This window comes from Streptomyces rubradiris, assembly GCF_016860525.1.
Taxonomy (GTDB): Bacteria; Actinomycetota; Actinomycetes; order Streptomycetales; family Streptomycetaceae; genus Streptomyces; species Streptomyces rubradiris.
The window spans coordinates 714,450-729,943 of record NZ_BNEA01000001.1 but is presented as its reverse complement, the minus strand read 5'-3'; the positions used below and the strand labels follow the sequence as shown (position 1 = coordinate 729,943).

The 15,494-nt window shown below is 67.3% G+C and carries 12 protein-coding genes and 1 pseudogene; 11 read left to right on the top strand and 2 right to left on the bottom strand.

Annotated features, from left to right (window positions below; genetic code table 11):
* The first annotated feature begins 116 nt into the window (after window positions 1–116).
* The 10 genes and pseudogenes from Srubr_RS03420 to Srubr_RS03385 all read left to right on the top strand — a co-directional run bounded on the left by Srubr_RS03420 (window position 117) and on the right by Srubr_RS03385 (window position 12,653).
* Window positions 117–680 (top strand): GNAT family N-acetyltransferase, encoded by a 564-nt coding sequence (locus Srubr_RS03420; protein WP_203854911.1) that lies wholly within the window; start codon window positions 117–119, stop codon window positions 678–680.
* A gap of 176 nt (window positions 681–856) precedes the next feature.
* Window positions 857–1,780, top strand: coding sequence for an MBL fold metallo-hydrolase (locus tag Srubr_RS03415; protein WP_189993522.1), 924 nt, complete (start codon window positions 857–859; stop codon window positions 1,778–1,780).
* 210 nt (window positions 1,781–1,990) lie between these two features.
* Window positions 1,991–2,536 (top strand): annotated as a pseudogene (locus Srubr_RS41810) (TnsA-like heteromeric transposase endonuclease subunit); the annotation flags it as partial.
* Window positions 2,537–2,615: 79 nt separating this feature from the next.
* The gene (locus tag Srubr_RS40215) at window positions 2,616–2,801 is read left to right on the top strand and encodes a hypothetical protein (RefSeq protein WP_229926603.1); all 186 of its coding nucleotides are present in this window, start codon (window positions 2,616–2,618) and stop codon (window positions 2,799–2,801) included.
* Window positions 2,771–3,313, top strand: coding sequence for a hypothetical protein (locus Srubr_RS40210; protein ID WP_229926602.1), 543 nt, complete (start codon window positions 2,771–2,773; stop codon window positions 3,311–3,313). Before Srubr_RS40215 ends, Srubr_RS40210 begins: the two co-directional genes overlap by 31 nt.
* 1,940 nt (window positions 3,314–5,253) lie before the next feature.
* Window positions 5,254–6,999 (top strand): hypothetical protein, encoded by a 1,746-nt coding sequence (locus Srubr_RS03405; RefSeq protein ID WP_189993519.1) that lies wholly within the window; start codon window positions 5,254–5,256, stop codon window positions 6,997–6,999.
* Window positions 7,000–7,012: 13 nt separating this feature from the next.
* Window positions 7,013–9,883 (top strand): ATP-binding protein, encoded by a 2,871-nt coding sequence (locus Srubr_RS03400; protein WP_203854910.1) that lies wholly within the window; start codon window positions 7,013–7,015, stop codon window positions 9,881–9,883.
* On the top strand, window positions 9,880–11,202 hold the full coding sequence (locus Srubr_RS03395; protein WP_189993517.1) for a prolipoprotein diacylglyceryl transferase: 1,323 nt from the start codon (window positions 9,880–9,882) through the stop codon (window positions 11,200–11,202). Before Srubr_RS03400 ends, Srubr_RS03395 begins: the two co-directional genes overlap by 4 nt.
* A gap of 14 nt (window positions 11,203–11,216) precedes the next feature.
* Window positions 11,217–11,693: a hypothetical protein gene (locus Srubr_RS03390; RefSeq protein WP_189993515.1), complete on the top strand. Its 477-nt coding sequence runs from the start codon at window positions 11,217–11,219 to the stop codon at window positions 11,691–11,693.
* 555 nt (window positions 11,694–12,248) lie between these two features.
* On the top strand, window positions 12,249–12,653 hold the full coding sequence (locus Srubr_RS03385; RefSeq protein ID WP_229926601.1) for a hypothetical protein: 405 nt from the start codon (window positions 12,249–12,251) through the stop codon (window positions 12,651–12,653).
* 412 nt (window positions 12,654–13,065) lie between these two features.
* Here the strand turns inward: Srubr_RS03385 and Srubr_RS03380 are convergent, their stop codons facing one another.
* A complete protein-coding gene (locus Srubr_RS03380; protein ID WP_189993513.1) occupies window positions 13,066–13,755 on the bottom strand; it encodes a TetR/AcrR family transcriptional regulator in 690 nt (229 codons plus the stop codon).
* A gap of 356 nt (window positions 13,756–14,111) precedes the next feature.
* Here Srubr_RS03380 and Srubr_RS03375 point away from each other — a divergent pair, with 356 nt between their 5' ends.
* Window positions 14,112–14,696, top strand: coding sequence for an isochorismatase family protein (locus Srubr_RS03375; protein WP_189993511.1), 585 nt, complete (start codon window positions 14,112–14,114; stop codon window positions 14,694–14,696).
* Window positions 14,697–14,782: 86 nt separating this feature from the next.
* Here Srubr_RS03375 and Srubr_RS03370 read toward each other — a convergent pair whose 3' ends face one another.
* The gene (locus Srubr_RS03370) at window positions 14,783–15,382 is read right to left on the bottom strand and encodes an N-acetylmuramoyl-L-alanine amidase (protein WP_189993704.1); all 600 of its coding nucleotides are present in this window, start codon (window positions 15,380–15,382) and stop codon (window positions 14,783–14,785) included.
* Between the last annotated feature and the right edge of the window lie 112 nt (window positions 15,383–15,494).

Genomic DNA, 15,494 nt, shown 5'->3' with positions numbered 1-15,494 from the left:
CGACCCCGAGTGCCCGCCGCATATCCGTGTGAACCGTGTCAAATACCCTCATGGATGGTCTGCGGCCCTCAGGGCCGCCATGCTGCCTGTCCGGTCGGCGGTCGTAGCGTCGGGCCATGACCACTGCTACTGACGACATGTACCGATACCGCACCGCCCTCCCCGAGGACGCCCCGGCCATCAAGGCCCTCGACGGCTCCTTCACCACCGGCACCGTCTTCCGGGTGACCGCGACGGAGGAAGGGTTCACGCTGCGGGAGGTGCCCGTGGAGCCACCGCTGACCAAAGTGTTCCCCCAGGACGAGTCGGACGGTGACGCGGGGGGCGACGACGACACGGACTCCCGTACCTTCGTCGCCCAGGCCGCCTCCGGGGAGCTGGCCGGGTTCGTCGTCGTCTCGTACTCCCGTTGGAACCGCCGGCTGGTCGTCGAGGACATCCAGGTCGCCCCGGAGCACCGGGGCAAGGGGGTCGGCCGTGCGCTGATGGGGCTCGCGACGGAGTTCGCGCGCGAGCGGGGGGCGGGCCACATCTGGCTGGAGGTCACCAACATCAACGCCCCGGCGATCCACGCGTACCGGCGGATGGGCTTCGCGTTCTGCGGGCTCGACACCACCCTCTACGACGGCACGCCCTCGCGGGGTGAGCAGGCGCTCTACATGATCAGGCCCTGCCCGTGATCCGACTCGATAGCAGCGCTAACGGCTGTGAGCTGGGCTTATTCAGGATGAGCGGCTTCCATGCGCAGACGCTCGTGGTCAACGCTAACGAACTGTGTTAGCGTTGAAAACACTCCTGGGGCCTGCCCTCGTCAGGTGCCCGACTGTCCGTAAGACAAGAGAGATGGCCTTACCTGATGAACCGTTCGACGCTCCTCCGTACCGCCGTAGCCGCAGCCAGCGTGTCGCTCCTCGCCGCCTGTGGCGGGAACGCCAGCGCCGACGGTGAGGAGAAGAAGCCGTCATCGCCGTCCGCCGCTTCGACGCCCTCCGCTGCCGCCGCCGCGTTCACCGTCACCCACGTGGGCGGCCCGACGGCGGTCCTGGAGATCGCCGGTCAGCGCATCCTGATCGACCCCACCTTCGACGCGCCGAAGAAGTACAAGTCCGGCATGTCCAAGATCAAGGGCCCCGCCTTCGGCCCCGAGAAGCTCGGCAAGATCGACGCCGTTCTGCTTTCCCATGACCAGCACGACGACAACCTCGACGGCAAGGGCCGTGAGCTGCTGAAGGACATGCCGGTCGTGTTCTCCACGCCCGGTGCTCACAAGCGTCTCGGTGACCACATCACTCCCATGAAGAGCTGGGAGGAGCGGGAACTGAAGTCCTCCGGCAGCACCATCAAGGTCACCGCGGTGCCCGCCCTGCACGGTCCCGACGGCGTCGACCGCGGGGCGGACGGTGAGGTCACCGGGTTCGTGCTCAGCGGTGAGGGAGTCCCCACCACCTACATCTCCGGTGACAACGCCTCGGTCAAGGTCGCCAAGCAGGTCGGCGACCGGATCAAGAAGGACATCGGGGCCATCGACACGGCCATCCTCTTCGCCGGCGCCGCCCGCACCCCCGCGATCCTCGACAACGCTCCGCTGACCCTCACGTCGAAGAACGCCGCCCTGGTGGCGAAGGACCTCAACCCGCGCAAGGTCGTCCCGATCCACACCGACAGCTGGGACATCTACTCCGAGGACATCAAGTCCCTGGTCAAGGCGTTCAAGGACCAGGGTGTCGACGGCAAGCTCGTCGACGTGGAGCCGGCGGGGGAGAAGAAGAACCTGTCCTGAGAAGACGGGGTCCGGCTCGTGTAGGTACTCAGAATCGGCGTCATGTTCTCGCGAGCGACGACCTCTGAACAGCACTTATGACGCGGCGCTGAGATTCCGGTCCGGAATGATCACCCTTTCGGGTGATCGAAGGTGTGTGCGGCCGTTCGTACTTCAGTGCCCGTGTAACTGTCCCGGGGATCAGGGTCAGTTACACGGGCACTGGGGCGGATGGTGGATGTAGAGGTGTGTGTACGGCTCGCCGAGGACGAGGTGTCCGAGGGCCTCGCCTGGGAGTCGGCGCCGTTGGAGATGCTGTACGCGGCCGAGCCGTGGCGGACCTTCCGCTGGTACATGGGGCAGAAGCACTACTTGGGTTCGTACTGGTCGAGTACGCAGTCGGATCACGTGATCTGCGAATCGCGGCTGGAGCTCGCGCGGCTGCTGTACGCCGACTTCGACCGGGACGTGACGGCGATCGTGGCCCAGCCCTTTCTTGCTGAGAGCCGACGTGGACGGCGCGCTGCTCCAGCACATTCCGGACTACCTGATGACCACGACCACGGGCCCGTTGGTCGTCGACGTCAAGCCGAGCCACCGGGTGGCCCGGCCGGAGCACGCGTTCACCTTCGCCTGGACCCGCGGGCGGTCGAGTCCCGCGGCTGGCGCTACAAAGTGTGGAGTGAACCGCCGGACGCCGAGTTGGCCAACGTCCGGTTCCTCGCGGGCTACCGCCGCGACTGGCTGTTCGAGCCGGACGCGTCCGAGGAGATACACGACGAGGCGGTAGACGAGGAGCCGCGGGCCGGAGCGGCTTTTCGATCCGGTCGTCCTCGACGAAGTACGCGACTGGGGCGTGGACGGGGGCACGCTGGGAGAGGCGTTCGCCTGCCTGCCGGACCGTCCGGCTCCGCTGGTGCGGGCCGCCGTCCTGCATCTGCTGTGGAAACAGCAGTGGATGACCGACCTGAGCGTTCCGCTGAGCGCCCGCAGCGTGCTGAGGAGCGCGTCATGGGCTGGGCCGCGGTACGCGTGGGAGTAGGGAGTCGCTTCTCCTACGACGGCCAGATCGTCGAGGTGGTCGAGCTCGCCAGCACGCAGGCGGGCGGAGAAGTGGTCCTCAAGGACGGCCGGGGACGGCTGCTGCGCCTGGCCGTCAAGGAACTGCTGCTGTCCGACCGCGCCCACATCATGCTGGACGGGCCAGGCCCGCAGGAGACGGCGGCGGTCGTGCTGGCCCGCCTGGACGCCGGGGAGCGGGAGCTGGTGCTGGAGCGGGCTGCGCATGTGAGGGAGGTGCTCACCGGGTTCCACAGCGGCAGCGAGGAACTGCCGGTCGTGGGGAGCCCCGCTCCGCCTGCACGGCGGGCGAGCCGTTGGAGAGTCGGTACGCGGCGAAGGCGGCCGAGCTGGGGGTGGCCGCGCGCATGGTCAAGTGGTGGGCGGCTGCCTTGCCGAGAACGGCGGCAGATGGCGGCTGAGCTGGAGGCTCGGCTGGTCCTTCGCCTGCCTCGATCACCACCTGCTGCTGGTCGACGCCTGCCCGCGCTGTAGCCGCATGCCGCGGCATTTCCCGGCGACCACCCGGCACCCGCCTGTTCCGGGCCGCTGCCGCAGCCCTTCGGAGAACGACTCTCCGCCGGCACGCTGCGGCCAGCCGTTTGAGGAGGTTCCCGCGCTCACGCTCGCCGCACAGGGAACCATAATCGCGGCCCAGAAGCTCATCGAGAAGGCGATCTCCTCCGGACAAGCCTGCTTCGGCGTCTACCAGGACAACCCCCAGCCCAGTCTTGCGCTGTTCGGAGACCTCGGGCACTGGCCTGCATCCTCCTTCGCCGCGTCCCCGACCGGCTGACGGGCTTCGCGCCACCGGAGATCCTGGCGCTGCACCAGCAGCCCCTGCCTCAGAAGCGGCGGTCCTTCGACCCCGTCGAGGAGACCCGTCCGGGACGTCTTGCCCCGCAGCGGGCCGCGACCGCCGCCCTCGCCGTCAGCGCGGCCCTGCACATCCTCGAGCAAGGCGACGCCCACGAGGCTGGAGCCGCTCTCCGCCAGCTGATCAGTGACGCTGACGGCAGCATTCCGCTCAGGGTCGGGCACCGGTGGACCCACACCAGCCCGGTCTTCGACGCCCTCCACCTCGCGACCCTGGCACCCCGCTTCAAGCACACCGACCAGTTGCGTTACCGCACCGCGGACCGGATGCCCCGCAGGCCCGGGCGCTCGGCGGCAACGCGGGTCGCCGAGCGTGCCCGCAAGATTCCCACGCAGCTCTGGCCGGCTTGGTCCGCCCGGCTGAGCCCCCAGAACGGGGCCCTCTCGCGTACGATTCGCCCGGCCCTGTCGTGCTACCTCCTGCTGATCGGTGGCACGGGAGACTTCACCGCGGCGGCCCGCCTCCTTCACGCACCGGTGGAAGACAGGCTGGGATCTCACATGACATTCCGGCTCACGAAGCGGGACCACTTCCAAGGCATCAGTCTCGGTCCGTCCGCGCTGGCGGACTATCTCGACGAGGAGGGGTCGCCGATCGACTACGACCGCCGTCGCACGGTCGACTACCGCGACCTGCTGCCACTGAGCACATGGCGACAGCTCTGCCGGTACATCGGATCGAATCCGGCGGAGTACGGCGCCACCAGTTCGCCCGAACGCTGCTGTTCGAACGACTCAGCGGGCTCCCTGCACCCCTCGCCCCGACCGCCTACGCGCCCAACACGCAGGAACTGCGGACAAGCTGCGGACCTTTGAGACCGATCTCACCCCGCGCTGATGAGCCAACTCGAAAGACACGCGACCGAGTTCCTCGCTCGACAGGGAATCCGCGACAAACCTCTCTCCTGGCAACCCCCGACGGACACCGTCCGCGATCTTGAGTTGCCAGGGTGCGACCTGCGGGACATCGACCCCGGGGTGCTGCACCGGCTCATCAGGCACGAATGCCTGACGACAGCTCAGGCCGCCCGCCGCCTCGACGTCAGCCATGACGCCGTCCGCTTCGTCCTGCAGGAGCAGCCGGCCCCTCCAGGGGCAGCGAAGAGCGCGAAGTGGGGAAGAGGAGGGGCTGTTCGCCGGGCTCGACTGGACGACGGCCGGGTCTGGCATGCAGCTCATGATGCAGGGCTCGCCGGGAGCCGCCAAGCGGCCCTGGCATGCGGAGGGCGCCGAGCAGCGGCTGAAGGTAGTCGAGGACCCCGCTGGCGTGGGTGAGCGGCGGCGGAGGTGGCTAGGATTTTGGGGTGTAGGGCTCGTGTCATGCGGTGCTGCTAAGCGGGTAGGGGATTTGGACGTGCCAAGTGCCTGTGCGGCTGAGTCACGTGGGTCTCCGGTCTGGCGGCCAAGTCGGCGTTCAGGAAGGCTGCGGGCCTGTTGACGGGGCGTCTGGTGTTGTTCAACGGGAGAGCTGCCAAGGGCGGTGACCTCCCGCTTCAACGTGCGTCGTCCTGTCGCGGCTTGGTGGCGTGACGGTAATGCGGAGACTGTGAGGGGGAGCGGTGGAGAGAAAGTCCGACGCACGCGTCCAATTATCGACGCGCGTGTTCGATGGCGTGGAAAGGCTGGGATGGGAGTACGTCCATCCGGTTCCTCGCCCGCACCTAGATCGCGACAATCCGCCGGTATGGCATGAGCCTCCCATGCCCACTTATCGATCAGGTGCACTTTCTCAGGGTGTGGGGTGCATCTTCGGTACGTTGCTTTTTGTGGGGGGTCTCTTCGCCGTACAGGGTATTTCTCTTATTGCTGCCATGGCGTGGGTGCCTGCAGGGATAATCCTCTTCATACGTGTCGCCCCCTATCTTGAATACAAGGGGAAAGTGTCGGTTGCGAAGCAGGAACGGGAAGAACTCAGAGCGACTCACGAGGCCGCGTTCGAGCGTTGGAAGACAGAGGTCCTCGCGCACGATGCCGCGGAGCGGCGGCGCGTCGACACGGCGTTGCGGTGGTTTCCGGTTCATCTCGCATCCCGACCGCGTCGGGTTGATGTCTATGGCGGCACGGCGGATGGGTGGGCGGCTCTTCTGGTGACTCTGGGGGCGTCTCTCCTCGCCAACGGAAAGGGACTGTGGCTCCTCGATTTCAGTCATCAGACGGTGGGGCGGGAGCTGGCGGCCTTGGCCGATACGCGGGGGGTGCCGGTGGTGCGAGTGGAGCTGCCGTCGGCCTCCGCGCCGCCTGACCTGTCGTGGGGATTGTCCCCGGAAGAACTGGCCGAGGTGCTGGCGGAGGCCCTTTCCACGCTGCGGCCGGACGGGGCCGACGTTGACTTGCGCGCGACGGACGCCAGCCTCCTGCACTCTGTGCTCGAGCGACTGGACGGAGCGGTTACCTTCGGCCGGATCGCTTCCGGACTGGAGGTCCTCCTACGCGTCCACGAACCCGACCGCGCGCCGGAACCGCTGTCGGCCAGGGAGCTGGACAGCCTCACCACGGCCATCGATGTCGTCGGGCAAAGCGAGCGGATCCAGAACGAGCTGCGCTTCGTATATGACGTGATGCGTCTGCTGGCCCGCGCCCAGCACAACCCCCTCACCCTCCCCGCCCCGGACCAGTGGCTGGCTCCCGGGCAGTTGACCATCCTCTCCACGCACGATGTGACCGAGCGCCGCAAGGATGTCATCGACCGCGTCGTCTTCTTCCTCATCCTGCATCAGCTCCGCCGTGGCCGCGTCCCGGCGGACGCCGGCACCTTGGTCATCGCCGGCGCTGAGCACCTGGGACGCTCCGCTCTGGAAGCCATGGCTCGCCAGGCGCGTGTCGCCGGCGTCCGGCTCATGCTTCTGATGACACATGTGCGCGAGGACATCCGGCCGCTTCTCGGAGGTCAGGACAGCGCGACGGTCCTCATGAGGCTGGGGAACGCAGAGGAAGCGAAAGCCGCCGCCGAATTCATCGGGCATGGGCACAAATTCGTGATCAATCAGCTGACACGGCAGGTAGGCGAATCACACTCCAGGGGGCGATCCCACAGCTATGGCGGAGGTGATAGCGAGACGGGGGGATGGTCGACTAGTTGGCAAAATTCCGTGGACAGCTCGACCACTGATTCCGAGACGCGCGGCGAGACGGTATCGCGGGTCTATGAGTTCACGGTGGAGCCGACACAAATCCAGTCGCTGCCGCCTACCGGACTCATTTTGATCGAGACGAGTCCGCAAAGCCGCCGCGTCGTGTTCGGCGACTGCAACCCTGCCATCACCCTCCTACCGCACGTGGCCGATGCCCCACGGCTACCCGAGTAGGGAGGCGATCGCTGTGACGGAGCCCGGCGCCTCTTCCAGCAAGGCATCGATGATCTTAGAGGGCTTCCGGTTTCACCGGCTGCTGGACATCCCCCGGCAGGCTCCCGAAGACCAAGGCCCGGACCGTACGCCGGCGGAGTTGTTCGCCGCACTCGCCGCCGCACGGGCCGAGTTCAACGATCGCCCAGGGGCGGCACTGGCCGTGGTGTGGCATCGGGCCCCCGGCAGCCAGCAGCTCGACGTCCTGGTGGGAGGACGTCCCTTCGTACCGTTCGCAAGAGACCACGGCCAAGCTACTGGCACTCGCGGCTACCCCCTGCTCTACCCGCCGGGTGCGGTGGCCGTGCCCGCCCATGTCCCCGACTTAGCCGGCTTCGCATCCTGGGTCCGCTGCCGGGGACAGGCGGATCCTTTGTGGACGCCGGCGGCGGACCGACCGAAGGTCATGCGTGGCGGCTTCGACGAGCACGTCGGTCATATGCGTGACCCGTTCGCCTGGGTGGTGTTCGCGGAGCCGCTGAGCGATGAGGCGCTGGAGAGGGAGCGCGTGGCCCTGACCGGGAGAATCCCGGGGCTCAGGCAGCGGGAGAACTCCGAACTGGACCGTGTCGCACTCGAACGCGCGCAGGCCCGGTACCGGGAGCTGTCCAGGGCGCGCCCCAGCGGGATGTGGAACATCCACGTCCTGGTCGGCTCACCCGACGCGCCCACCACCCGTCGAGCAGCCGCACTCCTGTGCAGCTCCGCCGACCTGGACGAGCAGCCCTACACCCTCGTACCCGGACCGCCGGTCGGTGACCTGACACAGGCATGGCACGCAGCAGAGGCCCCGGCCGGCAAACCGGCCTCTCCCTTCCCCGCGAGCACGGAGCTACTGGCCGCGCTGGCCCGCCCACCGCGCAAGGAACTCCCCGGCGTCCGCCACGTCGAGCGCGCCGACTTCGATGTCACCTCCGAATCAACCGGTGACATCGTGCTCGGCGCGGTCCTTGACGAAGCCGACCAGCCGATCAGTGCCCTGGGAATCACCAAGGACACCCTCAACCGGCATGCCTTCGTCGCAGGCGCCACCGGCTCCGGAAAATCACAGACCGTACGACACCTGTTGGAGTCCCTGCACGATATCCAAGTCCCTTGGCTGGTCATCGAGCCGGCCAAGGCCGAATACGCGAACATGGCGGGCCGGCTGGCCGATCGCGCCGAAGTCACAGTGATCCGTCCCGGCGCCCCCGACGATGTCCCGGTGGGCCTGAATCCGCTCGAACCGGAGTCCGGGTTCCCGCTGCAGACCCACCTCGACCTCGTCCGGGCCCTCTTCCTGGCCGCCTTCGAAGCCACGGACCCGTTTCCGCAGGTCCTCAGCCAGGCGTTGACCAGGTGTTACCAGGAGCTGGGCTGGAACCTGGCGCTGGGCACCCGCCGAGGCGTGCCCAGGGCACCACGCTATCCCGGCCTGGCGGACGTGCAGAAAGCCGCCTTGGAGGTCGTGGACAACATCGGATATGGCAAGGAGGTCGCCGACAACGTACGCGGCTTCATCGACGTACGCCTCGGATCGCTCCGGATGGGCACCCCCGGATGGTTCTTCGAAGCCCACCACCCCATCGACATGAGCAGCCTCCTGGACCGCAACGTGGTGCTGGAGATCGAAGACATCGGCAACGACCAGGACAAAGCATTCTTCATCGGAGCGGTACTGATCCGCGTCTACGAACACCTACGAGTCCACCGCACCGACACCACCGGAAGCGGTGGACTGCGGCACATCACAGTGATCGAAGAAGCACACCGACTCCTCAAGAACGTCCCGCCGGGCAGCCCGGCCGCCCACGCGGTAGAGCTCTTCGCCTCGCTGCTCGCCGAGATCCGCGCCTATGGCGAAGGCATCGTGGTCGCCGAGCAGATACCGTCGAAGATCCTGCCGGACGTCGTCAAGAACACCGCACTGAAAATCGTCCACCGTCTCCCGGCAGCCGACGACCGCGAGGCCGTTGGCGCGACGATGAACCTCACCCCCCAGCAGTCCCGGCACATCGTCGCCCTCCCACCAGGCCGCGCGGCAGCCTTCGCAGACGGGATGGACCGCCCCCTGCGGATCGCCGTACCGCTGGGCGTGGCCCGCGAGAGCACAACGCAAGCCACCCGAGCCATTCCCACAGCGCCGAACCCGCACTCGGCGCTGGGGTACCTGGACTGGGACCGGCCCCCTTTGCTGCGTGAGATCAGCCTCGGCAGAGACCTGGCCGACGACCCCGACCTGACCCTCTGGATCGAGCTACTGACGATCGCTCATGTATGCGGCTGGTCCTCGCCGCGGCCTCACGCGTCCTGGCTCGAGGGACTGCGGAACCGGGCGGATAAACGGATCCTTGAGTGCGCCATCGCGGCGCGCATTAACGCAGCCGTCGACGACCGTTCGGCAGGGCTATCGGACTTCTATCCGCCGGAGAACCTGCTGGAGCACTTGACGGCCTCAGCGATGCGTGTCCTGGCCGGAGGCAGCGCCTGCCCGCACGGCGAAGTCGAATGGCAAGCAGGCACCTGGCGCTGGGCAGACGTGTACCGGGCGCTCAAGGCGGTCGGCGTATCGGGGGAGGGCCCTCACCCCGACACGGCGGCTTGGGCAGCCCGCGGGCTGCGGCTGGCGGGCCGCACCGTCGAGGAGCAACTGGAAGCCTGGAAAGCGCATCCCGACACCTGGCGGCCATCGCAGACCACGGTGCGGGGCCAATCCATGGCCTGGCGTCAGGCATGCGATGCGTTGCACAACGCGAGAGAACCCCAAGAACGGCTGAAGAAGGCGGCTTCCTTCCTCCAAGTGCCTTGGTGGCCACTGAAGTCGTTCGTGCGGGCCGTAACCACAACAGACGAGGGCACGCCATGAGCGTGGACGGACCGGAAACGCCGGATGTGCAGGAAATCCCGGGGCCAGCGGACGACGGTTCCTCTCAGGGGAGTGATCAGCCCGGTCACACCACAATGGAGGACATTATTGCCGCCGATGCCTTCCGCAGTGGCGCAGAAGGCCAAGAAGCCATTGACGGGGCGTCGGACGGTCCGGCAGAGCCGGTCAATGGAGACCGAGGGACGGAAAAGCCGCGGTCTGAGGCCTCCGGCGACAATGTGCCGGAGGAGCCGGGGGAGCCGGTCGACAGCCGGTCTCCAGGTCACGACGAAACAGGGCATGCGACGGCGGGGGACATGGACGCCGTAGGTGATGCTGATGATGAGGCTCACGACGGTGATGCAGAGAGCATTCCGCTGAAATCGGAGGACCCGCCGTCCGCCCCTGCGGACGACCGAGCCGCTATGGGCGTGGATCTGGGCGACCTGGAGAGCTTGGGCAAGCGGTCTGCTGAATCGAACGACGCCGGTGAGGGATCCGCTCTTACGGCCGAGACTGCGGATGATGAGGAGCTGGCTGCGCCGGAGAAAGGCACGGAAGCGACTCGACGCGAGGGCGACGGGTACGTGACAGATAGTCCGGCTATAGAGCTGCATGGTTCTCACGGGGATATTGAAGAATCCGCCGATCGCTCGGAGCTGGATGAGCGGGAGCCGCATGATGACTCCGCAGACGTGCGGGGTAGAGACTCTGCTGAAGACTCGCGTTGGGATAGGAGCCCGACCGCCAGCGAAGAGCCTGACGCGCTCCAGGACTCTGGGGACCCGGCAGTAGGAGAGGAGCCGGCGAGGGTGGAGTCCATCGACCCTGTGGATGACAGAAGGCATGCGGCACAAAACCACGGACTTATCGACGAGGCAGGGCCTGTTCCCGTCGAGGACGAGGCAGAAGTGGATGGTGCCGGTCCCGGTGCGGACGCCCCCGAACGGCTGCATGCCTTCGGTAACAAGGAAGCGCCGAGACCGGTTCGGCTGGACCGGGACCTGGAAGTGGAGGACGCCGACGACATCGTTGGGCCCTTCGCACCGGAATCTCCCACCGACCACGTCCTGGGCGCCTCCACCTTCATCGATCCTGAACGGGCACCGGCCACGGGCCAATACCACGTGCTGCCGCAGGACGCCGTGCTCCCGCCCGGACTGGGACTGCATGCCGACGGGGAAGACATGGGAGGCAACGCACCGTGGGGGCACCGAACGATTTATCCCGCGGAGCAGATGAGCGCCGGTGACTTCCGGGACCGGGTGGCCGCGCTGGACTGGCAATGGGCGGGCAACAAGAGGAAAAGTAAAAAGTGAAAGGGAACACTCGCGTGTCGAACGCCGAACCGGAATGGGAGTCCTTCTCGCATGCTCTCGCGGCAGCCAGCGCCCTGAACCGCTCACTCGTCCCGCTGCGACAGGACAGGGAAGCCACCGTGCGCGTTCTCGGGGAAGCCCTGAAGACATTCGAGACACGGGACGAGGCGCTACTCCTTCTGGCGGCCCTCGGCACCGACATCACCGAAGCGCTCATCCCCCCGTTGCTCAGGACCGCACTGCGGGTGCGAGACACGCTTCGGGTGCGCCAAGTGCTCGGCAGGCTGCCCCATTCCGCCGCCGAGGCCGCCGTCCCGCCAGCGGTATGGAAGTTGCTGGACGAGGCGGCGGAGAGCGACGACTACCGGCGCATGGCCGAACTGCTCGACTACCTCGGCCTGGACGCTGCTCTCAGCGACCTGTGCGTCCGGGCGCGCGAGAGCATGGACGAGGAGATTCGTGAAGTGGCCGAGGACTTCGGCGGCGAATGACCACATGCGTGGTCACACAGCCACACAGTACGAACGACGGAAGCCCTGCCAGGAGTGGTCCCGGCAGGGCTTTTGCATGGCTGGAAGTCGGCTCAGCCGGTCAGACATGGAGTGCTCACCTACCGGCAGCTACGGAACCGAGTCTGTCCTGACTCGGGTAGCTCCCATCAGATTCGATTGGCTCCGCGCTCAACGGGCCGTTGGACGCACTTGCCGCGAGACCGCCGAAGGGTCCGGCTTGTCGCTCGGAATGATCAGCTACCTGGGTCGGCGGCAGGAATTGCCTGGTCGCCGTGCCAGGAGAGGCAGCTCGCCCTCCAGGATGTGAATCATCGATACCCCGTTATAACGGGGATGGATGGTCTGTTCTGAGCAGGTCGCCTCGGCCTCTCCGACCACGAGGCGGCCTGTCAGGGAGGCGCGAAGATTCAGATCACTCTCGGCAAGGAGAAGGACGTCGACCCGGACAGTGATCCTCTTCGGCGTTCGCGGATCGGCTGGAGTGACGGGCTGTCCGACCAGCAGCTCTAGGAGATCGCTCGCGGAGTCTGGGGGATGCCCGGATCGCGCGTCGAGCGAGAGCGGTTCGCGGTCGTCAATGGCGGCGGGATCATCCGCCTGGCCATGGAGATCGACGGGGTTGTCGACATCTCCGTTGGGCGCCGGGCCTTCGAAGGCCGCGTCCTTGGCCCCGGGCATCCGGTCCACGACGACTACGTCGGCAAGCCGGCCCCGAACGGCGCCCAGCAGAACCCCATCACCTACTTCGACTCTCCCCTGGGCAACCGCGAGTGCAACTGCGGATGCGGCAAGCCCATCAGCCGGGGCGACTTCCTCCCCGGCCACGACCAGCGGGCCATCCGCGAGAGGATCGCCCGCGTCGGCACCGTGCTGGACTTCATCGCCTGGTTCGACCAGACCTGGAAGCCGGACCAGGACCAGCAAGGCGATGCCGCATGAGGAAATGCCACCGAAGTGAGACGGAAACTATCGGACATTCGGCGAGACAGCAGCACAAGCAACAGGTCACCGCGGTCCGGAATGTCATCGGCGGTCGGAACCTACAGCTCGGGGTGGCGAGGGAGAGGGGAACCTCCCCGAGTCCGCCCCGGGCGTCCCCGGGCATGCGGCGAAGAAGCTCAACCACGCCCAGTCCGGCGTGACCGCGCGCTGATCCTGTGACGGGAAGCGTGTGCACGCGGTGTGGCGGACTTGGCCGCTGCCTCACAAGTGCGATGACGGCAGTGCGGCGCGATGGCGCCGCACTGCCGTTTTGCGTCTGCGTCGATCGAACATCCCCGGTCGGCCGGCGAAATCGGAGTCAGTCGACTCCGACCCACAGTGGGCGGTTGTCATCGAATTCCGGCGGTGCTCACTCGTCGCCGCGCGGGGCGGACTCTTGAAGCGCCTGGGACAGGCGCGCGATCGCGTCGCTGCCGGCGGGCGCGGTGCCGGTGAGGGTGCCGACCAGGGTCTGGGCGAGCACGATCCCGTCGGTGATCCTCGTGTCCTCGCGCTCGTCGCCTGTGACCGCTCCGATCACGGCGTCCCGCACGGAACGGGAGATCTCGGGGGCGCCGTAGAGCCCGGGAAAGGAGAGGGCCATCAGGCACACGCCGACATTGGCCGTCAGGATCGACTGGCCTGCCAGCTCCAGCGGCGTACGCAGTCGTCCGGCGGCACGGCAGCGCTCCAAGGCCGACAGCAGCAGGGCCCTGGCCTCCTCGACCGCCGGCGGTTGGGACTCCGGGGCCGGCGTGAACATCAACCGGTACAGGTGAGGGTTGTCCAGGGCGAACGCGACATGGCTGTCCCAGGCCGTACGCAGGTCGGCCACCGGGTCGTCGGTCGTCGGATTGCGGCGCTTGTTCGCCAGGAAGCGCTCGAAGCCGATGCACGCGACCGCCGTGAGCAGCCCCTGCTTGTCGCCGAACTGGCGGTAGATCTCGGGCATGCCGACCTTGGCCCGGTCACAGATGGCCCGGGTCGAGATGGCCAGCGCGTCCTTTGACGCGAGCAGTTCCTCGGTGGCGGCCAGGATGCGCTCTCGTGCCGTCGACATGCCTCGATGGTAACAGCTAGGAAAGCGTTGCTAACGCCTTCGAGCTGCCCATTTGTCACTCAGAACACCGAGTCCGCGAACGCCGCTTCACGACGCTCACAAACTGTGTTAGCGTTGCTCACGCCCTGAGGGTCGCTGCCCCCAGGTCCCGATTGCTTCCAGGCCGTGAGGCCGGCGGTGCCCGTCCGGGCGCGTCCATATGAGCTTTCGGGGTGCAACCGCTCCGACCCGTCTCAGGAGTCACTTCCGTCACGTTCGGTTCCCCCTGTGCGTCCGGCCCGTGGTTGCCGTCATGTCCAACGCCTCCGCAGCACTGCGAGTGGCGCAGGCTTTCTCGATCTCTAGGTGGTTAGTTCATGGCTACGACGACTCTGCGAGCACTCACCGGCGCCGACGAGACGCCCGCGTCGCTCGGCAACGCGACCCTCATCCTGGTCGACTACCAGAACGTCTACACCGGCGGTGTGATGGAGCTCGACGGCTGGAAGCCCGCGCTGGAAGCCGCCGCCGAGCTGCTGGCCGCGGCCCGCCAGGCCGGCGCGAAGGTCATCCACGTCCAGGAGGCGGGCTACGACGTGGAGTCCGAGGCCGGTCAGATCCACGCGAGCGTCGCCCCCATCGAGGGCGAGACCGTGGTCGTCAAGAGCGTCCCGAACGGCTTCCACGACACGGACCTCGGCAAGCATGTCGACGCCGCCGGGAACTCCGATGTCATCATCGCCGGGTTCATGACCAACATGTGCGTCCTGTTCACGGCGCAGGGCGCGTCCCTGCGGGGCAACCAGCCCACCGTCGTCGCCAACGCCTGCGCGACCCGGCCCCTGGAGACCATGCACGAGGGAGGCACGTCGCTGACCGCCCAGCAGCTTCACGACGCCGCCCTCGCGACGATCACCGACCGCTACGGCATCGTCGTCCCCTCCCTCGCCGGGCTCAAGTAGCCCCCCGCGCCTCCGTCTCCGGCAGGGCGGCGCTTCTTCCCGCCCTGCCACAGGATCAAGGCCTCTCCGGACGGTGATACGGCCGGTCAGGAGAAGTTGACCATTCTGATGTAGCGCACCCAGTCCCATTCCGGTCCCGGGTCGGTGTGGTCGGTGCCGGGCACCTGATGGTGGCCGATGATGTGCTCTCTGTCCCGGGGGATGCCGTACTTGGCGCAGATCGCCGCGGTCAGCTTCGCCGACTGCTGGTAGAGCGTGTCGGTGAAGTACTCGGGCCGGTCCACCCAGCCCTCGTGTTCGATGCCGACGGACCGCGTGTTGTAGCTCCAGTTGCCTGCGTGCCAGGCGACATCGGCTTCGCGGACGCACTGGGCGACGTGCCCGTCCGCCGAGCGGATCACGTAGTGGGCGGACACCTTCTTCTGCGGATCGGCGAAGATGGCCAGCGCGTCGCTGTACGTCTCCTGGGTGACATGGATGATCACACGGTCGATGGCGTATGCGCCGGGGCGGCTGGACACGGTGTAGTTGGCGGTGCTCGCAGGCCGCCACTCGGCGGGCGGGTAGTCGGCGGACTGGGGCTGGGCACCAGCACGCGGATCGGGCAGCAACGCGTAAGGGACGGCGGCGAGTGCCGCGCCTGTCAGCAGTCGTCGTCGGCTGAGTCGGGGTTCGGCTCGGTCCATGTCCATGGCGGTATGCCTTTCGGTGAGACCTCTGGGATGCCTTCGGGGGAGCCTGTTCGGGAGGCGCCGGTCAGGTAGGAGCCGGTCCGGGATGCGGCAGGCACGGATGCCG